The following is a 24,650-nucleotide window of genomic DNA, read 5'->3' as shown; positions in this document are numbered from 1 at the left end:
AAAACCATTGCATTTTATAAAAAGATGCGTTATACTGTACGCGTCTGAAGAAATAGACAATTACTTATGACGAAGAACCGATAATATAAATCCTGAAAGGAGAATAAAAATGAAAGTATCTAATATTAAAGACGTAGACAAATTTTTTGAAGTAGTAGATAGCTGCACTGGCAAAGTTGAGCTTGTAACAGGTGAGGGAGACAGACTGAATCTGAAATCCAAGCTGTCCCAGTATGTATCTCTGGCAAACATTTTCTCCGGCGGAGAGATTCCGGAGCTGGAAATCGTTGCATACGAGAAAGAAGATATCGACAAGCTGTTAAACTTTATGATCAACGGCTGATATTTTTTAGTAAAAAGCGGGGGCATGACAGAGTCATGTCCCCGTTGTGTGCATATATAAGTGGCTGCGACCAGGGGGTGTTTTGCTTCCTGGTCAAATGTACGTTGAAAACAAAGTAGAAAAGAGGCAAAATCATGACAAAAATTGATATTATTTCAGGTTTTCTCGGAGCTGGAAAAACAACTCTTATTAAAAAACTTCTCAAAGAGGCTTTTCAGGACGAGCAGGTAGTTCTGATCGAAAATGAATTTGGCGAGATCGGTATTGACGGCGGATTTCTGAAAGAGGCGGGAATTGAGATCCGTGAAATGAATTCCGGATGTATCTGCTGCTCTCTTGTAGGAGATTTTGGAGCATCTCTGAAAGAAGTGATCGACAAGTATCATCCGGACAGAATCCTTATTGAGCCGTCAGGCGTAGGAAAGCTTTCTGATGTGATCCGCGCTGTGCAGGATGTTCAGGAAGAAACAGGTCTTGTACTGAACAGTTATACAACAGTGGTAGACGCAAAAAAATGCAAAATGTATATGAGAAACTTTGGCGAGTTCTTTAACAATCAGGTAGAGTATGCAGGCGCCATTATTATGAGCAGAACAGATATTGTGGATGAAGAAAAGGCAATGCAGTCTATGGAGCTTCTTCGCAGTCTGAACAAGAAAGCTGCTATCATTACCACACCTGTTGAAAAACTGGACGGAAAGAAGCTTCTTGAAGTAATGGAAAATCCGGTATCTCTGGAAGAGGAGATGATGGAAGAAGAGGTATGCCCGGAGTGCGGACATGTACATGAGCATCATCACGAGCATGAACATCATCACGACCACGATTGCGGCTGCGGCCACGACCACGACGAGCATGAGCACCACCACGACCATGATTGCGGCTGTGGACACGACCACGACGAGCATGAGCATCATCACGACCACGATTGCGGCTGCGACCACGACGAGCATGAGCACCATCACGACCATGATTGCGGCTGTGGACATGACCATCACGAGCATGAGCACCATCACGACTGCGGATGCGGACATGATCATCACGGTCATCACCACCATCATGCAGATGAGGTATTTACAAGCTGGGGACGTGAGACTGTTAAGAAGTATTCCAGAGAGAATCTTGAAAAAATCCTTGCCACTCTTTCTGAATCTGAAGAGTATGGCGTAATCCTTCGAGCAAAAGGAATGCTTCCGGCTGAAGATGGAACCTGGATCTATTTTGATATGGTTCCGGAAGAAACAGAGATCCGTGAAGGCTCACCGGAATATACAGGCCGCCTTTGCGTTATCGGCTCTAAATTAAATGAGGAAAAACTGGCTGAGATCTTTGGATTATAAGACAGATCAGGAGGAATAAATGAACGAGATTACAGTACCGATTTATCTGATCACAGGTTTTCTGGAAAGTGGTAAAACTTCTTTCCTGAATTTCACCCTGCAGCAGGATTATTTTTATACAGAGGGAACAACTCTTCTGATCCTCTGTGAAGAAGGAGAAGAGGAGTACGATAAGGCTGTTCTGGAAATGAGCAATACTGTAGTGGAGATCATTGAAAAAGAGGAAGATCTTACTACAGACCGTCTTGTTGCCATGAACATTCTGTATCAGCCGGAACGGGTTATCATTGAGTATAACGGTATGTGGCTGGTGAGCAATTTTGAGAAAATGCAGAAGCCGGAGGGCTGGGGTGTAGAGCAGCAGATCACCTGTGTAGACGCCAGTACCTTCCAGATGTATATGGCAAACATGAAATCCATTTTTATGGATATGGTAAGAAACAGCGATATGGTTGTGTTTAACCGCTGCAAAAAAGAAGATCCTCTTCCAACTTACAGAAGAGGGATCAAAGTGGCAAACCAGAGAGCTGAGATTATTTTTGAGGATGAAGAAGGCGAGCTGGATGATATTTTCCAGGATGAAATGCCTTTTGATGTCAATGCGCCTGTGATTGATATTTTACCTGAGGATTACGGAATCTGGTTTGTGGACGCTATGGACCATCCGGAAACTTATGTAAATAAAACTGTGAAGTTTAAGGCAAGGGTAATGAAGCCAAGAGGAATGGGAAGCAAATTTTTTGTTCCGGGCCGTACGGCAATGACCTGCTGTGCAGACGATACAACCTTCCTTGGTTACGTGTGCAAAAGTGCATTTGCACCTAAACTTCAGCAGGGACAATGGGTAGAAGTGACTGCAAAGGTAGGAATTGAGAACCGTATGGAATACCAGGGGGAAGGAATTGTGCTTTACGCAGATTTTGTAGAGCCATGTGACCCTCTGGAAGAAGAAATGGTATATTTTAATTAAGGAGAGCGGTATGTATTTAGTAGTTGGTCTGGGAAATCCAGGAAGGCAGTATGAAGCCACCCGGCACAACATGGGCTTTGATGTGATCGACCGTCTGGTGGAGGAACACGGGATTCCCCAGGGCGGCGTTAAATTCAATGCCATGTATGGAAAGGGAATCATCGGTGGAGAACAGGTGCTTTTGATGAAGCCCCTTTCTTATATGAATTTAAGCGGTGGCCCGGTGCGGGACATGATAAATTATTTTAAAATTGATCCGGAAACAGAGATGATCGTGATTTATGATGATATTGATCTGGAACCGGGACAGTTAAGAATCCGCAAGCAGGGAAGCGCAGGCGGACACAACGGGATCAAAGATCTGATCAAACAGCTTGGAACGCAGAAGTTTGTGCGTATCAAGGTGGGAGTAGGAGCCAAACCTCAGGGCTGGGATCTGGCAGATCATGTACTGGGAAGATTTTCCACACAGGAGCGCAAACTTGTGGATGAGGCTCAGGAAAGAGCATGCAAGGCTGTGGAAATGATCCTTTCCAGAGGAACAGATGCAGCAATGAATGAGTTCAACAAAAAGACGGGGGTCGTATGAAAACATTTTTGCAGCCTCTGCAGAATCTTGCAGAGATGGAACAGATACGGGAACAGGCAAAAGATAACCGTGGCGTCCTGGCTGTCAGCGGCTGTATGGAGTCCCAGAAAGCACATATGATATATGGGCTTTCCGGGCTTTTTCCATATCATCTGATTATTTCCGAGGACGAGCGCAGCGCAAAGCAGATTTATGAGGACTATCGTTTTTATGACAAAAATGTTTATTACTATCCGGCCAGAGATCTTCTGTTTTTTCAGGCAGATATCCATGGAAACCTGCTGATACGGCAGAGGATGCAGGTAATCCGTGCTCTTCTTACCTCAGAAGAGATCACAGTGGTTACAAGTGTGGACGGATGTATGGATTTTCTTGCTCCTTTGGAGGAAATCCAGAAACAGCTTCTTTATTTTCGCAATGACAGCCAGCTTGATATTGATAAATTAAAAACAGCACTTGTAAGTATGGGCTATGAGCGTGCAGGCCAGGTGGAGATGCCAGGACAGTTTTCGGTGAGAGGAGGAATTATTGATATTTATTCCCTGACAGAAGAAAATCCCTGGAGAATCGAGCTGTGGGGAGATGAAATTGACTCAATCCGAAGCTTTGATACCCAGAGCCAGAGATCTCTGGAAAATCTGGAAGAGATCACCATTTATCCGGCGGCGGAGCTTCAGGCGGAAAAAAGCGGTCTGACTTTTACAGATTATTTTGACCGGGAAAAAACAATGATATTTCTGGATGAGCCTAACCGCCTTTCCGAAAATGCAAAGGCAGTGGAGGAAGAATTCCGTCAGAGTTGCCATAACCGACAGGAAAAAGGTCAGCAGAATCTTTCCGAAGGCTGGATGTGCTCCTGGGATGAAGTTTGTCATAAGCTGAATAAATGTAACTGTGTTTCTCTTTCTGCGCTGGAGCCCCAAAAAGCGGGATGGAATATTACGGGAAATCACAATCTCACAGTGAAATCCATGAGCTCCTATCAGAGCAGTTTTGAGCTTCTTGTAAAGGATCTTCAGCAGTACAAAAACAAGGGCTATCAGATTGTTCTTATGTCAGGCTCCCGGACAAGAGCAGAGCGTCTGGCAAAGGATCTTCAGGATCAGGGGCTGAATGCCTTTTATGGACAGGACAGTGAACGTATTCTGAATCCCGGAGAGATCATGGTGGTTTACGGTCATGCCAGAAAGGGCTTCGAGTATCCTCTTGTAAAGTTTGCGGTTATTACAGAAACTGATATTTTCGGCAAAGAGCAGAAGCCGCGTAAAAAAAAGAAAAACTATAACGGTCAGAGGATCCAGGACTTTTCTGAGCTGTCCATCGGGGATTTTGTTGTCCATGAAAAGCACGGACTTGGAATTTATAAGGGAATTGAAAAGGTTGAGGTAGACAGGATCGTAAAGGATTATATCAAGATCGAGTACCGTGGAGGAAGCAACCTTTATATTCTTGCCACTCAGCTGGATGCTCTTCAGAAATATTCCGGGGCAGAGGCTGCAAGAACTCCAAGGCTGAACAAGCTGGGAGGCCAGGAGTGGAAAAAGACAAAATCAAAAGTAAAGGGCGCTGTTCAGAACATTGCAAAGGAGCTGGTGGAGCTTTATGCAGTGCGTCAGGAAAAAGAAGGCTATGTGTGCGGTCCGGATACAGTGTGGCAGAGAGAGTTTGAGGAAATGTTCCCCTATGAGGAGACAGAGGATCAGCTTGCTGCCATTGAGGATACAAAAAAAGACATGGAAAGCACCAAGATCATGGACCGCCTTGTGTGCGGCGACGTAGGCTACGGAAAGACGGAGGTTGCTCTCCGCGCCGCCTTTAAGGCTGTTCAGGAAAGCCGCCAGGTAATTTACCTTGTGCCAACCACGATCCTTGCACAGCAGGTTTATAATACCTTTGTCCAGAGAATGAAAGAGTTTCCGGTAAGAGTGGATCTCCTGTGCCGGTTCCGCACTGCAGCCCAGCAGCAAAAAACGATCAGTGATCTGAAAAAAGGCCAGGTTGACATTATTGTGGGAACTCACAGGGTGCTTTCCAAGGATGTGGAATTTAAGAATCTGGGACTTCTGATCATTGATGAGGAACAGCGCTTTGGCGTAGTTCACAAAGAAAAGATCAAGCAGCTGAAAAAAGATATTGATGTTCTGACTCTGACTGCAACGCCTATTCCACGGACACTTCACATGAGCTTGATCGGAATCCGCGATATGAGTGTTCTGGAAGAACCGCCTATGGATCGTGTGCCTATTCAGACTTATGTGATGGAGTATGATGAGGAAACTGTGAGAGAGGCAGTAAACCGTGAGCTTCGCAGGGGCGGCCAGGTATATTATGTATATAACCGTGTGAACGATATCGCAGAGGTTGCCCTGAGACTGTCCAGGCTTCTGCCTGATGCCAGAGTGGATTTTGCTCATGGGCAGATGAGCGAGAGGGAACTGGAAAATGTTATGTGTGCATTTATCAACGGAGACATTGATGTTCTGGTTTCCACAACAATTATTGAAACAGGTCTTGACATATCCAACGTGAATACAATGATTATTCATGATTCAGACAGATATGGACTTTCCCAGCTTTATCAGCTTCGGGGGCGGATTGGAAGATCAAACAGAACCGCCTATGCTTTTCTTATGTACCGGAAAAATACCATGCTGAAGGAAACGGCGGAAAAAAGACTTTCCGCCATCCGGGAATATACAGATCTGGGAAGCGGATTCAAGATTGCCATGCGGGATCTTGAGCTTCGGGGAGCCGGAAACCTTCTGGGAGCAGAGCAGCACGGACATATGAATGCAGTTGGTTATGATCTTTACTGCAAAATGCTCAGCGAGGCTGTCAAGGAGGCAAAGGGTATTCATACAATGGAGGACTTTGAAACTACCATTGACCTGACAATTGACGCTTTTATCCCGGATACCTATATCAGCAACGAATATCAGAAGCTGGATATTTATAAGAGAATTGCAGGTATTGAAAGTCAGCAGGATTATGACGATATGCTGGAAGAGCTTCTGGATCGTTTCGGAGAAATGCCAAAGGCAGTGCTGAACCTTCTTGCCATTGCAAGAATGAAGGCTCTTGCCCACCGTTCCTATGTAACAGAGATCAAGCAGCTTGGAAACGATATGAGGATCACTCTTTATGAAAAAGCGCATATCGATCCTTCAGGAATCCCGGCTCTTATGCAGAAATACAGAAGAGGCCTTCAGTTTAAGGCAGAGCAGGAGCCGAAATTTATATACACACCTCAGGGAAGACCGCTGGAAGCCCTGACAGATTTTCTGACAGAGCTGAACAGTCTGGTGGAGGAGTAGGGAATCTGTGCAAAATGTGTGAAAAATCATGGAATTTTGTGATTCTCCTTGCCCTCAGGACGAAAAAAGATTATACTTGTAGCAATAAAGTCAGGCTACAATGGAGGAAAATATGAAAGAAAGATCAAAAAAAGCAGCTGTTGTTGCGCTTGCAGGCGTAATGACCATGGGAATGCTTTCCGGCTGTGGTGAAAAGAAAGTAGATGGAACTCAGACAGTTGCTACGGTAAACGGAACTGATATCCCAATGGGAGTATTAAGTATTATGGTTCGTCAGAGTCAGGCTCAGGCAGAAGCAATGTATGCAAGCCTTATGGGCGGACAGCCGGGATATGCGATCTGGGAATCAGAGACAGAGGAGGGAGGAACCTACGGAGAACAGGCTGTAGAGGAATCCCTGAAAGACCTGGAGACTCTGTATATTCTGAAAGAAAAGGCAGCAGATTACAAGGTTGAGGTAACTGAGGAAGATCAGAAAGCCATTGCAGAGGCAGCATCAGAATTTATGAAAGCCAACAGTGAAGAAACGATAGAAACTCTTTCTGTGACAGAAGACCAGATTAAAACCTACCTGGAACTGCGCACTTATCAGATGAGAATGCATGATGCCATTATCGCTGAGGTGGATACGGATATTCCGGATGAAGAAGCTCAGCAGTCTTCTTTCAGTTATGTAAGCATTAATACTGCAGATCTGGAAGAAAAAGATGTTGAGGCCAAAAAGAAAGACGCACAGAAAATCCTTGATGAAATGAAAAAAAATCCGGAAGCTGATTTTGCTGAAACAGTAAAATCTGTCAGTGAGGATTACAGCGTTCTTGAAGGAACTTTTGATACAAATGAGAAGAAAGAGGATAAAGAGGGCGAAGCTGAGCCTGCATCCTCCGGTTATCCGGAAGAGGTTATTTCTGTACTGAGAACTCTTAAAGACGGGGAATTGGCGCAGAATGTAATTGAAACAGACACTGCTTTTTATGTTGTAAGACTGGATAAAGTAAATGATGAGGAAGCTACTGAGAATAAGAAAACATCTATCCTCAATGAGAAACAGAACGAGTTTTATGCAGATACAACCGAAAAATGGTTAAAGGAAGCAGAGGTTACTGTGGACAAGAAGGTTCTTAAAACTCTGGAACTGAAAGATAACCATAAATTTGTGATCGGCACAACTGCGGAACCTACAGAAACACCGGAAGCAACAGAAGCAGCTCCGGAAGAAGCTGCCGAGGAAGAGGTTCTTGAACCTGTAGAAGAGCCGGAAGCAACAACAGAGGAACCAACTTCAGCGCCGGAAAATGATACAGAGAAAGCTGAAGAAGAGGGAACAGAAGAGACTGCAGAGACAACAGTTACTCCTGAGCCAACTGAAGAAGCAGAAAAATAAAACGATTTTATAAAGGGGATACCACAACAGCTGCTTGTGATATCCCCTTTTTCATGGGAAAATTAATGAGATTCAGAGTCTTCTTTAAAGGAAACATGGATACCATTGATCTCCACATCACCTTCCATGGGGATCACAAGACATTTTCTGCCGTCAATGATCTTTGTTTCCACAAGTTCTGCACGGTCAGGATCTACATGGATCACCACATCAGGGGTTTTGATCTCCATACGGCGGGTGTTGGTGATATTGGAAGCCATGAGAGAAGTATTTTCTCCGGCAGTGGCCTCATAGCAGGAATCAAAGGTTTCCAGTTTTTCATCCTCCACACCGCACTCCTCAAAAAGACGTTTCACTTCCGGTTTTGTCAGTACAGCCGGTTCCGGAGCGTCTTTTTGGGTTTCCACCCATTCATTTAATTTTTCATGGATGTTCATGACAGTATCATAAGCGCAGTCGTCACCAAGGGTTTCTTCCACAAGGGCATTAAAGGAATCACGCTGACCTCCTGCAGACAAAGGAGTTACGCAGCCAAAAAGCTCGTCTACAAAGGTACTTCTCAGCTGTTCTGCATTTTTTGAATAATAGAGAAGTCCGTGGATATCTGTACTTCTGTCATTAAATACAGGAAACAGAAAGCCCAGATCCGGCATTTCCACGATCCAGTCGCGGATGCGGTCCTCAATATTATTTGTTTCCGCATTGTAGCAAAGACCTGCCTTGGAAAGCTTTACCGGGCAGATGCTGCAGAGGATATGGTCGTAGATCTCGTCGGAGGCGTCAAACATTTCCATACCGTCAGAGGATTTGCCGGGAATATCGTAAACTGCATGGATCAGTATAATGTAGTAGTTTTCGCCATAATCATAGGACTGGATGATCCTGTCATAAAATTCTTCCAGAAGAGCATTATCCTGAAGCTTGCTTCCCCGCAGCTTCAGCAGAAATTCCTGAGTCCCGCCTTCTTTTTCCTGTTCCAGAGGAAATTCCATATTGATAAGATTTTTGCCTATTGTTCCGGAAAGAGTTTTCTTAAAAATTTCAAAATACTTAAAAGCTTCCTCTTCAGAAAGGGACAGAAAAGCTTCTTTCAGCTCTGTTTTTTTGTTTTTTTCACCATCTACATAACAGCCGCAGATACGGGTAATGGAGCAGCGGTCAGGTGTAAACTGTTTTTTTATTTCGGATATTTCTTTTTTGTTCATAGTTTGGGAATCTCCTTTATATGACAGTATTCAGATTACTGTTTATTCCGTTCACAGCAGTTTCCTGGTCAAAATCCTGTGAACACTAATATATTCAGAACCTTATATCAGACCAGATTTTGTGTTTGTTGAACTGATTTACCGTTCTGTATTATAAAACTTTTCAGAAAATGTAAACAGCCGCTACAGAAATAGAAACGGCTGCAAATACAGTATGATTATAAAGAGCAAAACAGATGTGCTCTGTTCTTTCTAATATAACATACGGGTTTTTCTTCTGCAAGCAAATTACCCTGGCATTTAACTTTTGATTCTCTCACAGTATGAGAGGAAAAACGGCTGCTGTCCGTACAGTATTATTTCCACATTTGTCTGACGCATTGATGCCAAAATCCCGGGAACTCTAAAAAATATGTATATTTTTGACAGCAATACTGTTAAAATAAAGATACCGGAAGACATATTTTCGGGTGTTTTGAGGGAGGAAAATGAAATGAAACGTAAGATACTGGCAGCAGTGTTCTGGGCTGTGGCGGCTACATCAGCATTTACAGGAGCAGAGCTGGTTCAGGCAGCAGAGAAAGCGGAAGAAGCCGCTGTGCAAAAACCGGACATGGAGGGCATAGACACAGAAAACACAAAAATAGGGATTTCCATTTATCAGTTTGACGATACGTTTATGACATTGTATCGGACAGAGCTTGTACGCTATCTGACAGAGGAACTGGGCTTTGATGAAAAAAACATACTGGTGGAAGATGGAAAAAACAATCAGGAGAAGCAGACAAATCAGATTGAAGATTTTATTGCAGATCATGTAGATGTGATGATCCTGAATCTGGTTCATGCCTCTGCGGCTCCCATGATAACAGATCTTTGCAGCGAGTCGGGGACTCCTGTTGTTTACATAAACCGTCAGCCGGATCCCATGGAAATGGAAAGATGGGAGATGGAGGGAATACAGGCAGCTTATATTGGCGCAGACGCAAGGCAGTCCGGTATTTTTCAGGGAGAAGAGATTGCGGCTACAGAGAATAAAGGTGATGTGAATGGCGACGGAGAGGTTTCTTATATTATGCTCCAGGGGGAGCCGGAAAATATTGATACCCAGTACAGAACCGCTTATTCTGTAAAAGCTCTTGAAGATGCAGGAGTGAAGACCAGAGAACTTATGGCTCAGAGAGGCGACTGGAGCCAGTCACAGGGACAGAAGATCATGGAGGAGGCTCTGGATGAGTTTGGAGATGAGATAGAAGTGGTGTTCTGTAATAATGACGCCATGGCGCTTGGGGCGTTGGAGGCGATCCGGGAGGCTGACAGAACTGTGGGAGAGGATATTTATCTGACAGGTGTCGATGCTCTGGAAGAAGCAGTCCAGAGTGTTGTGGACGGAGAATTTACAGGCACGGTGTTTAATGATTATTTCAGTCAGTCCCATGGGGCGGCAGAGCTTGCCGTAAAGTTCCTGAAGGGTGAGGAAACAGAGCCTGTTACTCTGGTTGATTACGTAAAAGTGACACAGGATAATGCAGAAGAAATTCTGGAACTTGTTAATTCACAAAAATAATATAATCAGGCGAAAAAGAGGAGAATATGAAAAAAAATGATACTTTATTGAAACCCGTTGAAAAGGATTCGCTTTATCTTAAAATTTCTGACGCTGTTTACAGTTATATAAAAATGAACAATCTGCAGCCGGATGATAAGCTTCCATCTGAAAGAGATATGGCGGCAATGCTTCAGACAAGCCGCAATTCGGTCAGAGAAGGTCTGCGTATTCTGGAGGACAGAGGGCTTATTTATGTAAAAACAGGAAGCGGAGTTTTTGTAAAAGATCCGTATGGAGAACACAGCGCTATTTCTGTGCGTTTAACAGAATGTACAACAGAAGAGCTTCAGGAGCTTCAGACGATCCTGGATCATCAGGCTGTTCTGAATGCCATCAGCAGAGGAACACCAGAGGAAAAACAGAAACTGGTTTCTATTGCATCAGAACTTATGGAAAAGTATTCCTGTAATATTTACAGTCATACGCTGGATTACAGTTTCCATACAGAGCTTTATGAAATGGGAAGAAACAAAGCCGTACATCAGGTGATCCAGGGAATCCGCGACACGCGTTTTGTACAGCGGGAGAATGCGGATGGCGAAAATGACTCTGTGTGGCTTGCAACGATCCCGCAGCATTTTCATCTGGCAGAAGCAATTTTTAATTCTAACTCCGCGGCGGCTCTGGCTGCTATTGATGAGATTCTGGAGCATGGATTTGCTCTTATCAATAATTCCAGATAGAAAGAGCTGCACAGGAGGATGAACAGAAAGTCCGTTAGCTTTGGATGGGCTCATTTGCCGGAACAGAGTTATGATGTTTCTCAAAAATATTTTATTTCAATTTCTGACAAAGAGCAAAAAACATCCGTTTATAAAAACAGACAGGACCGGAGCTGATATCAGTCCGGATTCCTGTCTGTTTGCTTTATAATTCTTTTCCTGTGAGTTTTACATACTCGTCATAGTTATCTCCGCCCTTTTTAATTTTGGCAATACCAAATCCGGTAAAGCCCCAGATAATGGCAAAAATAACGCCTGTGTAGCAAAGACATGCCCATGGAGCATACTGAGCGGTAGGAACTCCCAGAGTGGAAGTCATGTAAACGCCTGCCAGTGACCAGGGAACAAGAGGTTCCACAACTGTGATACTGTCTTCCAGTGTACGGGAAAGGTTTTTTGTTTCAAGACCGCGTTTAATATATTCTGCCTGGAACAGTCCTCCGATCATCAGGAAGGTAACAGATGCCTCTCCGATGACAGTGATGATGATCACACCCAGAAGAGCAGTAACAGTAATCAGCTGTCCGGTACCATGAATGTGCTTCATGATGTGGCTGAGGATCACATCCAGACATCCGGAAACAGTAAGCGCTCCGATAAACCCAAAAGCACAGAATGCCATCAGCGCTGTGTTCATCATGGAAGTCATACCACCTCTCTGGAGCAGGTTGGGAACTTCCTGGACAATTCCTGCGAGATTCAGAGACGGATCTGTAAACATTTCCATTTTAAATCCGCTTACCATACTGGTTGCGCAGGTCTGGAAGGAAAAATCCTGAACAGTCATTGCGATTACTACTGCCACAGCAGAGGAGATCATCATAACAGGAATGGTAGGCTTCTTTAAAAGGGAACCTGCAACAACAATAACAGGCGGTACAAGCAGCAGAAGGCCTACCGGCATACTCAGGTCAAAAAGCTCTGCCAGAGTAGTGATGATAGAGTCAACCTGTGAAATCTCTCCGCTTCCGGCAAAAGAAATTCCGGCAATCACATAAACTACGCAGCTGATGACAAAACCGGGGATTGTTGTGTAAAACATATGCCCGATGTGCTTGTAAAGGTTTGTTCCGCTGGCAATTGCGGACATATTGGTGCTGTCAGAAAGAGGAGACATTTTATCTCCGAAATAAGCTCCTGCAACGATTGCGCCTGCAACCGCCGGAAGAGGAGCGCCCATGCCGGCTGCCACACTCATGAGAGCTGCGCCTACAGTTCCGGCAGCGCCCCAGGAGGTTCCTGTGCTGACAGAAAGAATTACTGTCACAAGGAAAGAGGTTACAATGATAAATTTCGGGTTAATGATCTGAAGTCCGATATAAACAAGGAACGGAATGGTTCCGCTGACGATCCATGCGCCGATCATCAGACCTACAGTGATCAGAATCATGATAGCAGGAAAAGCCTTTGCCAGCTTATCTACGATCTCGTTTTCCACATCCTTCCAGGTGTATCCCAGAAACAGACATAAAACAATGGTAAAAGCTGCACAGATAAGAAGCAGGATCTTAATGTCTATGCTGAAGATGATCAGCCCCAAAAACAATACTGCAAACATGAATACCAGAGGAAGGAGCGCAAGTCCTAGTCCCGGTGTCTTTTTGGTTTTTTTGTTGATATTTTCTTCCATGATTAAGTCCTTTCAATCAGATTTTATCAAGAGCCTGTGAAAGATCTGCAATGAGATTTTCGGCTCCTTCCAGACCGCAGTGAAGTCTGACAATGCTTCTGCTCAGGTTATGGAAAGCCTGTTCTTCTTCACTCCAGTTATAGGTGTAGGCAATGGCAAGACTTTCAAAGCCGCCCCAGGAACAGCCGCGCTCAAAGATCTTCAGGCTGTCCACAAATCTTGCGGTATCTTCTGCAGAGCCGTCGATTTCAATACTCATCAGACCGCATTCCCCTTTTTGCTGCTTACGTGCAAGTTCATACTGAGGATGAGATTTTAATCCTGTGTAATATACATGTTTTACTTTAGGATGATCCTCCAGGAATTCAGCTACCTTCATAGCAGTTTCATAATGTCTTTGCATTCTCACATCCAGTGTACGCAGACCGCGGATGGCAAGCCATGCTTCCATAGGTCCAAGAACACCTCCGAACCAGTCTCTCTGAACCATGATTTTTTTCATGAACTCGTCGTCTTTGGAGATCAGAACACCGCCGATCAGATCGCTGTGACCGCCGATATATTTTGTCATGGTGTGCATAACAATGTCGATCCCCATATCAAGGGGCTTCTGGAATACCGGTGTGGAATAGGTGTTGTCGATATAGGTTTTGATGCCGTGCGCCCGGGCAAGCTTTGCCACACCTTCAAGATCTACAACTGAAAAAATAAGGGTGGACGGGCTTTCCAGAATGATCAGATCTGTTTCCGGACGAATTGCATCTTCAAAATCTTTCAGATCAGTTCCGTCAACATAAGTTACGCTGATCTCCATTTTTTCTTTCAGAAAATCATTCAGAAGATGCTGTACAGGACCATAGCTTGCTTTCATGCAGATCACATGGCTTCCGGTTTTGCATACTGCGAGGATCGCTGCAGCGCAGGCAGCCATTCCAGCAGAAAAAACAACAGCTCTGGTTCCGTGTTCCAGCGCGGCAAGCTTTTTTTCAAGAATAGTGACAGTTGGATTGGACGCTCTTCCGTAGTAATATTCATCTTTAAAGATGTCTACAGAGAAATAGTCATCCACAGAGTCAAATACATGGAGAGAGTTCATAAAGATGGGGGGTGTTACAGACTTCATGTATTTGGAGGGATCTTCTCCCAGATGGGTCATTGCCAGTAAATCCTGGTTGTCTGTCATTGTGCTTCCTCCTTTGGCGTACTGGTTCATTGGTTGAACCGATTTATAAGTGCATTATAGATTTTAAGTGATTTTTTGTCAATATTTGAAAAAATATATTTTAAATTTTTGTAAAAAAGATACAAAAACGAAGGAGAGAATTTGTGCGTTTTTAAGGTGAAAAAATACAGAAAGAGATTTTTCTGTATTCAAAAATCCGTTTATAAAACAGGATTCCCATGGTATAATATTTTTTATAATGGGGAGGAAATCTTATGGAATTATACAATGTTTTGCTTGTGGATGATGAGGCTGATGTTCTTCAGGCAATGAAGAAAAAAATTGACTGGGAAGCCCTGGGGTTTTGTCTGGCAGGAACAGCAGAAAACGGACAGGAAGCCCTGGAAATGGCAGAGCAGCTTCATATAGACGTAGTTATGACAGACATTAAAATGCCTTACATGGACGGGCTGACTCTGTGCAAAAATCTGAAGCAGAGTTACCGGAATATGAAGGTGATCATTTATTCGGGGTTTGATGATTTTGAGTTTGCCAGGGAGGCTGTTCACCTGGAAGCAGAGGAATATCTTCTGAAACCTATCAGTGCAGGAGATATGGAAGCTGCTTTTTCAAAAGTCCGTAAAAAACTGGATCAGGAGTATGATGAGTACAGAAATCTGAACAGGCTGTCAGAGTATTACCGAAAAAGTCTTCCTGCCATGCGGGAGCAGCTTGTAATGGGGATTCTGGAAGGACGGATTGCCGGAGAACGTGCCAGGACGATGATAGAAACTTATGAAATGCATCTGGATGCGCCTTTTTATGCGGTTTCCACACTGTATATGGATGTGAACTCAAGAGAAGAGTCCCCACAGCTGTTTATGTTATCCCTAAAGGATATGGTTCAGGATTATCTTCATGACAGACTCCGTTTTTTCAGCACTGCTTTTCTGGATCAGGTGATTGTTATTTTTATGTTGGGTGATAAAGAGGAAATCGATCAGGTTCTCTATCATCTGGATCAGATCTGTAAAATGGGATTTCGTGTTCTGAAGTCTGCTGTAACAGCCGCTGTGGGACAGGTCTGCGCAGATACCGATGCTCTGCATACTTCCTATGAAGAGGCAGTAAATGCCATGGAATACAGAAGCATTCTGGGAAGCGGTCAGGTGCTTTATATCAATGATATTGAACCCAGTCCTGAAGAAAATATACCTGTTACAGAATATGAGTTTCAGAATCTGGTCCGTGCAGTTAAACTGGGAAACAGAGATGAGACAAATGCGGCTATTACACAGATTATGGACAGTATCCGGAAAGGACCGATTTCGCCGGGACAGTATCAGCTTTTTTTTATGGAGCTTCTGTCTGAACTTATGAAGATCGGACGGGCATATAAGCTTCATCCAAATCAGATTTTTGGCGAACATGCAGGTTCATGGCAGGAACTTTACCGGATGATTACTGTTGAGGAACTGGAAGGATGGCTTCAGGAAGTGTGTACCGGTCTGCGCCATATGCTGCGACATGAAAGGCGGGATTCCGCGGCGCGGCTGACGGAGAGAGCCAGAGCATATATTGAGGAGCATTATAAAGAAAACGACCTTTCAGCAGACAGTCTGTGTCGCTGTCTGAATGTAAGCGCTGCTTATTTTTCCACAATATTTAAAAGAGAAGTGGGCATGAGCTTTGTAGCATATCTGACGAAAATACGTCTGGAGCATGCTCTGGAACTTCTGCGTACAACAGAGGATAAAACATATATTATTGCGTCCAGAGTGGGCTATATGGAGCCTAATTATTTCAGCTATGTATTTAAAAAACAGTATGGGATCTCTCCGTCGAAATACAGGGCAGAGATGTTTGCGAAAGAGAAAAATACAGATTAAGATTAAAAGAGTTATCGGTTTATGAAGTACATAAAAAATAAATGGAATCAGATCACCGACTATATAAAAAGGCGGGATCTGCAGTTTGTGATCTCAGCTTCTTTTACTTTAGTCGCCCTGATCGGAATGGTATTTATCGGCGTTTTTCTCTATCAGAGCTATGGCAGGGCGGCAAAAGAAATGATGCTGAATGATACCCGGCAGCTTGTGAATCAGGTTGAAATCAATCTGAATAATTATCTCCGGAGCATGATGCGTATTTCTGACGCCATGTACTATAATGTGATCAAAAAGGTAGACATGAGCAAAGATGATATTTCTCAGGAGCTTAACCTTCTTTATGAGGTAAACAAAGACAGTCTGGTAAGCGTTGCCTGTTTTTCAGAAAAAGGTGAACTTCTGGGAGCGGCGCCGGTAGGAAATGTAAAAAACAATGTGGACGTCACACAGCAGAGCTGGTTTACCAGCGCTCAGAATAAAATGGAAAATCTCCATTTTTCAGAGCTTCATGTGCAGAATATTTTTGAAAACAGCAACGGACGTTATTACTGGGTAGTGTCTTTAAGCAGGGGAGTTGAACTTACCACAGAGGGAAAAATGTCCGGTGGAATTCTGCTGGTTGATATGAATTTCAGTGGCATACGTCAGCTTTTTACAGAGATTAACAGCCAGGATATGGGATACGTTTATCTTATTAACAGTGACGGTGAGATCATTTATCATCCGAAACAGAACCTTATTTTTTCCAATATGCTGAAAGAAAACAACAAGGCAGCCAGCCACTATGAGGACGGTGTATATGAAGAAAACTTTCAGGGTGAAGACCGGACAGTTGTGGTAAAAACAGTGGGGTATACCGGTTGGAAAATTGTCAGTGTGACACCTGCAGACAGGCTGTTTCAGGATTTTAACAGAACGGAGATCATGACTGTGATCATTATTATTCTGTCAGTATGCCTGATGATATTTGCCAATCAGTTTGTAGCTGTAAGAATCGTGAAACCTCTGAAAAAACTGGAAAATTCGCTGAAAGCCATTGGGGTGGACCAGAAACCTGAAATTTATATCGGAGGTTCTTCGGAAATCCAGCATCTGGGAAATACCATCCGGTCTATGGTAGATCAGCTTCGGAAACTGACGGATGATATTGTAAAAGAGCAGGAAGAAAAGAGAAAAAGTGAGCTGGATGCTCTTCAGTCCCAGATCAATCCTCATTTTCTTTATAATACGCTGGATTCGATTATGTGGATGATAGAAAGTGAACGTTATCAGGACGCTGTATTTATGGTACATGCTCTAGGGAAACTGTTCCGCATCAGTCTTTCCAGAGGAAGAAATATCATTACAGTCGGGGAAGAACTTCAGCATGCAGGAAGTTATCTGGATATACAGAAGTACAGATACAAGAATAAATTTACTTCTTTTTTTGAGGTTGAAGAAGGCATTGAAAAGTACAGAACAATTAAATTGATCATTCAGCCTCTGATCGAAAATGCGATCTATTATGGAATGGAATATATGGATGGCGAGGGAGAAATTTATATCAGAGCTTATACAAAAGATCAGGATCTTTTTATAGAAGTTGAGGATAATGGTCCGGGAATGCCGGAAGAACAGGTTGCCGGACTTCTGACAGAAAAATCGGAAACCCGAAGCAGAGGATCAGGGATCGGGCTGAAAAATGTGCATCAGCGTATTCAGCTTTATTTTGGAGTTGAGTATGGACTGGAGATTGAAAGTGAACCGGATGAAGGAACAACTGTGCGTATCCATCTTCCGAAAACAGAAGAAGCTTCCGGTATGCAAAAGGAGGACAGACAATGAAAAAGAAAAGGTTTCAGTGGAAAAGTCTGGCGATCCTTCTGGTGGCTGTGATCACTCTGGGAGGTTTGTACTACTATGGGGTTTTTGTCCGAAAAAAGGAGATTCCGTCTGTTTATTCCGTGATTCTTTATCAGGAAACAGAAGATGAGTGGGGAACTCTTATTCAGGGAATCATGCAGGCGGAAAAAGATCTGAAGGTAGATGTAAATTATATTTATCTTTCAGAAAATGATACGGCAGAAGATCAGATAAAGGCAGTGAACAAAGAAATCCGTGAGAAAAGCTCCGGTATTTTAATGGCTGCAGTAAACAGCGAGGGGATTCAGAAAGCCATGGAAAAGATGCTGATCTCCGTTCCGATCATTTTTGTGGAAACAGGAGCAGGAGATTCTTATCCTGTGATCCGTTCGGATGATTATGCTATGGGAAAGGCTCTGGGGGAGGCTGTTCTTCAGGATATGGAACAGACAGGAACATCCGGGAAGGTGACAATCATAACAGAAAATATGGAGCGGGACAGTGTAAGCCTGCGCTATAAAGGAATCAAAGATACGCTGGAGCACGCAGACCAGAATGTCCTGATAAGCAGTCTAAGCGGAGATTTCAGTGCCGGGCTTTTTGAGCAGATCCCTTATCTGATAACGCTGGATAAAAGTACAACGGAACGGGCAGCAGCATTGTGGAAAGAGAGTGGTCAGATCAGGAGAAAAAATGGGGATATCTGTAAAATATACGGGGTAGGAAATACAGCTCAGACGGTAAATGCCCTGGATAATGAAGATATTTCCCTGCTGGTTTATCAGAATGAATTTAATATGGGATATCAGGGGCTGACCTGCCTGGTAAAAAATAAGAAAAAAGAATGGATAGAAAAAAATACCAGCATCAGATACAGAACAGTTACAAAGGAATCTCTGTATGAAGATGAAAATGAACGTTTGCTGTTCTCGGATATCTGATCCGGAGGAGGAAGGGAAAGTGAGCAGAAAGAAAAAGACCTGGATCCTGGCAGGAATGTGTTGTATGGCAGTGATTCTAAGCGGATGTTCAGAACAGAAAAAGACTGCAGAAACACAACCCAGGAGCATAAAAATCGGTGTCAGTGTGTACGATCAATATGATACATTTATGTCAGAAATCATTTCCCAGCTTCAGTCCTATGTCAGAGAAAAAGAAAAGGACTGGGGAATTTCCATTACCCTGGATATTCAGAATGCAGATCATAGTCAGTTTACTCAGAACGATCAGATGGAAGCCTTTATTGAAGAAGGATGTGATCTTGCCTGTATTAATCTGGTTGACAGAACGGATGCCTCTATTATTATTGAAAAAGCAAAAAATAATAACGTTCCGGTAATCTTTTTTAACAGAGAACTTGTGGAAGAAGATCTGGAACGCTGGGACAGACTGTATTATGTAGGCGCAGATGCTTTTGAATCCGGACGGCTTCAGGGAGAAATTCTGGTAGAACAATGCGATCAGGATTTTGCATCAATTGACAGAAATGGAGACGGTATTCTTCAGTATATTATGCTGGAAGGAGAGGCGGGACATAATGATTCCATGGTACGCAGTATGTCGGTGATCAATGAGATTACAGAAAGCGGATACACAGTAGAAAAACTTGCAGATGAGATTGCCAACTGGAACAGAGATCAGGCATCGAATAAAATGACACCGTTTCTTAATTCTTATGGAGCTGAAATAGAAGTGATACTTGCCAATAATGACGATATGGCTCTGGGGGCGGCTGATGCTCTCAAAGCCCGTGGAATGGACAGCCAGTCAGATAACTGGCCTGTGATTCTGGGAGTTGACGGAACAGAAGTTGGTATGAAAGCAGTAGAAAAGGGGGAACTTCTTGGTACTGTTCTGAATGATGCAAGAGGACAGGCACGCGGAATGCTGGAACTGGCAGGCTCTGTTATTCTGAAAAGGGATCTCAGTTCTGAGTATGTACTTCAGGATGGAAAATATATTCGCCTTCCCTATCAGAAAGTAACAGCTGAAAATGTAAGTGAGATACAGAGCCGTCAGTCAGAATAAAGTATATAAAAACCGGGGTCTGAAAGACCCCGGAGAATTAAGAGAAGATGAAAGCATCAGTCTTCAATTGAAATATAGCTGGTGTTTTCTATTTTTTTTGGCGCTTTCTTTGGTACAGAAAGTCTCAGGATGCCGTCCTCATATTTTGCATGGATATCTTCCTGGGAAACATCCTCACCTACAAAGAAGCTTCTGGTCATAGTGCCTGCATAACGCTCTCTGCGGATGTAATTTCCCTCTTTATCCTTATGGTCTTTGTCAAGACCTTTGGCAGCTGATAAGGTAAGATAACCGTCTTTAAGCTGAACTTTGATCTCGTCTTTTTTGAAGCCTGGCAGATCAACATCAAGTTCATAGCTGTCGTCTTTTTCACGGATGTCTGTTTTCATCATGTTCTGAGCATGTTTTCCATATAATGGATTTTTCTTTCCCCAGAAGTTATCATTGAATCCAAAATTCATCCAGTCATCATCAAATAAGTTTTCTCCAAAAATACTAGGCATTAACATAAGTCATCTCTCCTTTTTTTATTATCTATGTTAATATGTTTTATTACGGAACCGGGAGGTTTCAGGAAACTGAAGATTTTGTATCTTTTTATTTCCCTTCCTTTGTTCTAGTTGTAATATAACACTTGTTGTTAGCAGAGTCAAGAGGTGAGTGCTAATTATTTTGTGAAAAATATGTGAACAGATGTAAGACGTTGCAATAGTGGCAGTGTTTATGATACTCTATGAAAAACTATCATAGACGCTGAAAGGAGTTTACATTATGCTTCAGGATGATTACATACTCAGACAGATCCGGGAAATGGTGTGTGCAGTGATGAAAATGCTGTTTCAGGTGGATGCACAGGAACTGACACCTGCGGTTATTGAAGATGAGCAAGAGAGGGCGGAACTTGAAGAGCTGATAGCCTTAATAGAAGAGGGAAAAATAGATGAGGCGGAGAATCAGCTTTATGAAATGACCTGTGATGGAGACAGGAGCAGACTGAAAACAGGACTGCTGTTTTATTACAGCCTGAATGGAAAATCTGATGAGTTTCTGGAGGAGCATAATTTCAGCCGGGAGGAAATCATGACAGGAATCCAGGATCTGGCAGACAGATATGGATTAAGCGGGATTGCGGAAGCTTTCCGTACGGAGATTATGTAACAATATCAGTGGCATAAAATGTCGAAAAATGTAAAAAACTTGCGGTGAATAAAGAAGAATAAACGTTGAAATAAAATATGTGAATATGCTATGATATGGAAATGGAATAACCGTGTTACAGGGTGGATGACCTCTATTCTTACATAGAATGGGGGTGGTGCTGATGAAACATTTTGATTTTAAAGACCTTATGGCTTTTGGAATGTTCATTCTTGCATTACTGACATTCGTTTTTACGTTCTGTCGCTAATGATTTAGAGCATAGAAAAACCACCCTCAGAACTTTGGCGAGTTTAGGGTGGCATTTTCTATGTACACTTTTAAACAGGTCAACCCCTTGTGGGCGGTTATTCCTTTAAACATATTATAGAGCAGAAAATGGAATAATGCAAATGATTTTTAGAAGCCTGGAGACAGAGTAGTATCGTAAATAAACAGCACATGGATTGCCATAACCCGTACAAAACGATATAATACAGACTGTAAAAAATAAATCACAGATAAGGAATTTGATATATGCAGTTTTATATGGCACCTATGGAAGGGATCACCGGATATATTTACCGGAAAGCGTATCATAAATGTTTTGGGAATATGGATCGTTATTTTGCTCCGTTTATTATGAGCAGGCGTCTGAATCAGAAGGAGATCAGGGATATTCTTCCGGAAAATAATGAAGGAATGGAGCTGATCCCTCAGATATTGACGAACCGGGCGGAGGATTTTCTTGCGATTGCAAAGGAAATCAGACAGTATGGATATGATAAGGTAAACCTGAATCTGGGTTGTCCCTCTCCTACAGTCACATCAAGAAACAGAGGCTCCGGTTTTCTGGCGCTTCCCAAGGAACTGGACCGTTTCCTGGAAGAGATTTTTGAGTCCTGTCCAATGACTATTTCCATAAAAACAAGAATTGGAGTGGAGGATGAGGAGGAGTGGCCTCAGATACTGAAAATTTTTGAAAAATATCCATTGGAGGAGCTTATTATACATCCCAGACTGAAAACAGATCAGTATAAGAAGAACACGATTCACTGGGATGCTTTTAAAAAGGCGGAGGAAAGCAGCCGTCATTCTCTTTGTTATAATGGAGATATTGCAAGCAAAGAAGATTATGAGAAGGTTGTGCAGAGTTTTTCCGGTACGGAAAAGATTATGATCGGAAGGGGAATTCTGAGAAAACCGTGGCTGGCAGAGGAAATCCGGAACGAGGATCAAAAAGACAGCAGCCAGTATAAAGAGGAGCTTTTTGAATTTCACGAGGAGCTTTTAAAGGGATATATGGATTATATGTCCGGAGACAGAAATACTTTATATAAAATGAAGGAACTATGGGCATATCTTGGAACTTCATTTACAAATCCGGAACGCTATATGAAAAAAATCCGAAAGTCTCAGCATATCAGTGAATACAGGATCTGGGTTGGAAATCTGTTCCGGGAGCAGGATTTGATTTAAAGCGCCTCATTTCTGTCCTGATCATGGGATGGAAATGAGGCGTTTTATAAAAGAATCTATGCCAAGCTGGTGGGCAGATGAATCCCGTTTTGTTACTGCGTTTGCAGCCTTTTTTACGTTTTTACAGTTCTAGGATCACAGCCTGATAATTCTTTAAATGCAGGATGTTTTCGGAGATATCTGCATCAGGATAATTGTTCAGAAGTACTTTTTTGCACTGACCCGGAAGGGGAACATCCTGAGATTCTGTCTGGAAGTTTCCAAGAATGAGCAGCGTTTTTTCACCCTTTCGGAAATATGCCATCAGGTTATGACGGTCTTCCAAATAGGGGATCAGATCGCCGTAGACAATGGTTTCTTTATAGGCCGGATCTTTGCGTAGAGCAGTCAGTTTTTTATAAAAGGACAGCAGAGAATCAGGATCATTCTGCTGTGATCTTACGTTGATCTCGTGGTAATTTGGATTCACGGAAAGCCATGGGGTACCGGAGGTAAAACCGGCATTTTCCGTGCAGTCCCACTGCATTGGCGTACGTGCATTATCCCGGCTGTAAATGGAAATACATTTCAGAGCTTCTTCTTCGGAACAGCCTGCTTTCAGCGCCACATGGTATTCGTCAATGGTGCTGATATCATCAATCTGATCAATAGAGGAAAACTTCATGTTTTCCATTCCGATCTCCTGTCCCTGATAAATAAAAGGCAGTCCTCTCAGCATAAAATACATGACAGCAAGCATTTTTTTGCTGTAAATGCTTACCTCGCCTTCTGGAATATAATGGCTGACACCTCTTGGTTCGTCATGATTTTCAATTATATTTGAGAGGAATCCAATGTCTCCCACACGTTTTTGAGAGTGGAAACAGCAGTGTTTATAATCATCTGGAGTGATTGTTTTACGGTCGTACCAGCCTTTGCTGCTTGCGCCGAAAACAACAGGAGCAAAGTCAAACATACTGGAGAAGTATCCGTTATCTCCAATAAAATCAGGAAGCTCTTCATCTTTTTCATTAAATACTTCACCGACAGAAAAAGCCTCATGAGGTCCAAAAGTGCGATCCCTCATTTCGCCCAGAAATTCTCCTACGCCCTGGGCTTCTGCAAGCATATTGTCAGTTGAGCAAAGCCCGTCTTCACGGTCGGGAGTATAATCTTTGAAAGGAAGTTTTTTCTTGATATTGATAATGGCGTCAATACGGAAACCGCTCAGACCGCGGTCCAGCCACCAGTTGATATTTCTGTAAACTTCTTCCCGCACTTCAGGATTTTCCCAGTTAAGATCCGGCTGTTTTCTGTGGAAAAGATGCAGGTACTGTTTGTCAGGATGTCCGGGAAGTGTCTCCCATACAGAGCCGCCAAAATAGCTGCGCCAGTTACAGGGAAGCTGTCCTTCTTTTCTGTTCTCAATGTAGAAGAAATTGCTGTATTTTCCATCGGGATCTGCACAGGCTTTTTCAAACCATTCATGTTCGTCAGAGCAGTGATTGACAACAAGATCCAGAAGAATATACATATCTCTCTTTCTGGCTTCATTCAGAAGTCTGTCCATATCATCCAGGGTACCGAAAGCAGGGTGGATATTGTAATAATCTGAAATATCATAACCCTGATCTGCCATGGGGGAAGGGTAGCAGGGAGAAATCCATACAATGTCCACTCCAAGATCTTTCAGATAGTCAAGCTTTGATATAATACCCGGAATATCTCCGATCCCATCGCCATTGGAATCAAAAAAGCTTTTGGGGTAAATCTGATAGGCAACTTTATCGTGCCACCATTTACGTTTCATAATCGTCCTCCTCAGTTAATGTAAATTACTTCCTGCCGAAAGCCGTTGGACCGGTATCGGCTTTATTGTAATATGGGATTTATTATAAAGCCTGAAACAGAAAAATTCATTGGTCATTCTGTCAAAATTCTGCGTTATACAGGGCAAAATCCCATCACCGAATGTGATAGAAAATACATTTTGAGCGGGTTGCTGTGAGGGTCTTGAACAGTGATAAT

At 43.0% G+C, this 24,650-nt stretch carries 19 protein-coding genes; 14 read left to right on the top strand and 5 right to left on the bottom strand.

Going from position 1 to position 24,650, the window contains the following annotated elements:
* Positions 1 to 109: 109 nt before the first annotated feature.
* The 6 genes from LU279_RS05020 (at position 110) to LU279_RS04995 (ending at position 7,940) form a co-directional block, all read left to right on the top strand.
* Positions 110 to 343 (top strand): polya polymerase, encoded by a 234-nt coding sequence (locus LU279_RS05020; RefSeq protein WP_177296925.1) that lies wholly within the window; start codon positions 110 to 112, stop codon positions 341 to 343.
* A 134-nt stretch (positions 344 to 477) separates the two neighbouring features.
* Entirely contained in the window at positions 478 to 1,683 is a 1,206-nt protein-coding gene (locus LU279_RS05015) for a CobW family GTP-binding protein (RefSeq protein WP_274421466.1), read from the top strand.
* 19 nt (positions 1,684 to 1,702) lie between these two features.
* Positions 1,703 to 2,653 carry a TIGR03943 family putative permease subunit gene (locus LU279_RS05010; protein WP_274421465.1) on the top strand — a complete coding sequence of 317 codons (951 nt, stop codon included), beginning with the start codon at positions 1,703 to 1,705 and terminating at the stop codon, positions 2,651 to 2,653.
* Positions 2,654 to 2,663: 10 nt separating this feature from the next.
* Positions 2,664 to 3,242, top strand: a complete 579-nt coding sequence (gene pth / locus LU279_RS05005) for an aminoacyl-tRNA hydrolase (protein WP_274421464.1) — start codon at positions 2,664 to 2,666, stop codon at positions 3,240 to 3,242.
* Positions 3,239 to 6,556 carry a transcription-repair coupling factor gene (gene mfd, locus LU279_RS05000; protein ID WP_274421463.1) on the top strand — a complete coding sequence of 1,106 codons (3,318 nt, stop codon included), beginning with the start codon at positions 3,239 to 3,241 and terminating at the stop codon, positions 6,554 to 6,556. The genes pth and mfd overlap by 4 nt, the downstream gene beginning before the upstream one ends.
* 112 nt (positions 6,557 to 6,668) lie before the next feature.
* A complete protein-coding gene (locus LU279_RS04995; protein ID WP_274421462.1) occupies positions 6,669 to 7,940 on the top strand; it encodes an FKBP-type peptidylprolyl isomerase in 1,272 nt (423 codons plus the stop codon).
* Between the two features lie 62 nt (positions 7,941 to 8,002).
* On the opposite strand, the gene LU279_RS04990 is transcribed toward LU279_RS04995, so the two are convergent.
* On the bottom strand, positions 8,003 to 9,145 hold the full coding sequence (locus LU279_RS04990) for a DUF4317 domain-containing protein (protein WP_274421461.1): 1,143 nt from the start codon (positions 9,143 to 9,145) through the stop codon (positions 8,003 to 8,005).
* 493 nt (positions 9,146 to 9,638) lie between these two features.
* Here LU279_RS04990 and LU279_RS04985 point away from each other — a divergent pair, with 493 nt between their 5' ends.
* Entirely contained in the window at positions 9,639 to 10,712 is a 1,074-nt protein-coding gene (locus tag LU279_RS04985; protein ID WP_274421460.1) for a substrate-binding domain-containing protein, read from the top strand.
* A gap of 26 nt (positions 10,713 to 10,738) precedes the next feature.
* Complete coding sequence (locus LU279_RS04980; RefSeq protein ID WP_274421459.1) at positions 10,739 to 11,437, top strand: FadR/GntR family transcriptional regulator; 699 nt, start codon at positions 10,739 to 10,741, stop codon at positions 11,435 to 11,437.
* Positions 11,438 to 11,621: 184 nt separating this feature from the next.
* Here the strand turns inward: LU279_RS04980 and nhaC are convergent, their stop codons facing one another.
* A complete protein-coding gene (gene nhaC / locus LU279_RS04975) occupies positions 11,622 to 13,106 on the bottom strand; it encodes a Na+/H+ antiporter NhaC (protein ID WP_274421458.1) in 1,485 nt (494 codons plus the stop codon).
* Between the two features lie 16 nt (positions 13,107 to 13,122).
* Positions 13,123 to 14,289 (bottom strand): trans-sulfuration enzyme family protein, encoded by a 1,167-nt coding sequence (locus tag LU279_RS04970; protein WP_274421457.1) that lies wholly within the window; start codon positions 14,287 to 14,289, stop codon positions 13,123 to 13,125.
* A 254-nt stretch (positions 14,290 to 14,543) separates the two neighbouring features.
* On the opposite strand from LU279_RS04970, the gene LU279_RS04965 reads away from it, so the two are divergent.
* From LU279_RS04965 to LU279_RS04950, 4 genes are read left to right on the top strand one after another with little or no spacing between them, the layout of a single operon-like run.
* Positions 14,544 to 16,157 carry a response regulator gene (locus LU279_RS04965; protein ID WP_274421456.1) on the top strand — a complete coding sequence of 538 codons (1,614 nt, stop codon included), beginning with the start codon at positions 14,544 to 14,546 and terminating at the stop codon, positions 16,155 to 16,157.
* Positions 16,158 to 16,178: 21 nt separating this feature from the next.
* Entirely contained in the window at positions 16,179 to 17,981 is a 1,803-nt protein-coding gene (locus LU279_RS04960) for a sensor histidine kinase (RefSeq protein ID WP_274421455.1), read from the top strand.
* Positions 17,978 to 18,940 (top strand): sugar ABC transporter substrate-binding protein, encoded by a 963-nt coding sequence (locus LU279_RS04955; protein WP_274421454.1) that lies wholly within the window; start codon positions 17,978 to 17,980, stop codon positions 18,938 to 18,940. The genes LU279_RS04960 and LU279_RS04955 overlap by 4 nt, the downstream gene beginning before the upstream one ends.
* Before the next feature lie 19 nt (positions 18,941 to 18,959).
* The gene (locus tag LU279_RS04950) at positions 18,960 to 20,027 is read left to right on the top strand and encodes a galactose ABC transporter substrate-binding protein (RefSeq protein ID WP_274421453.1); all 1,068 of its coding nucleotides are present in this window, start codon (positions 18,960 to 18,962) and stop codon (positions 20,025 to 20,027) included.
* A gap of 56 nt (positions 20,028 to 20,083) precedes the next feature.
* On the opposite strand, the gene LU279_RS04945 is transcribed toward LU279_RS04950, so the two are convergent.
* A complete protein-coding gene (locus LU279_RS04945; RefSeq protein ID WP_274421452.1) occupies positions 20,084 to 20,536 on the bottom strand; it encodes an Hsp20/alpha crystallin family protein in 453 nt (150 codons plus the stop codon).
* Between the two features lie 262 nt (positions 20,537 to 20,798).
* Here LU279_RS04945 and LU279_RS04940 point away from each other — a divergent pair, with 262 nt between their 5' ends.
* Together LU279_RS04940 and LU279_RS04935 are read left to right on the top strand one after the other, a co-directional pair.
* Positions 20,799 to 21,185, top strand: a complete 387-nt coding sequence (locus tag LU279_RS04940; protein WP_274421451.1) for a DUF6483 family protein — start codon at positions 20,799 to 20,801, stop codon at positions 21,183 to 21,185.
* Between the two features lie 516 nt (positions 21,186 to 21,701).
* Positions 21,702 to 22,643: a tRNA dihydrouridine synthase gene (locus tag LU279_RS04935; protein ID WP_274421450.1), complete on the top strand. Its 942-nt coding sequence runs from the start codon at positions 21,702 to 21,704 to the stop codon at positions 22,641 to 22,643.
* Between the two features lie 121 nt (positions 22,644 to 22,764).
* Here the strand turns inward: LU279_RS04935 and LU279_RS04930 are convergent, their stop codons facing one another.
* Positions 22,765 to 24,432: an alpha-glucosidase gene (locus tag LU279_RS04930; RefSeq protein ID WP_274421449.1), complete on the bottom strand. Its 1,668-nt coding sequence runs from the start codon at positions 24,430 to 24,432 to the stop codon at positions 22,765 to 22,767.
* Between the last annotated feature and the right edge of the window lie 218 nt (positions 24,433 to 24,650).

The organism is Blautia sp. XA-2221 (assembly GCF_028767025.1).
Lineage (GTDB): Bacteria > Bacillota > Clostridia > Lachnospirales > Lachnospiraceae > Blautia_A.
This window is presented reverse-complemented; position numbering and strand designations above follow the sequence as displayed.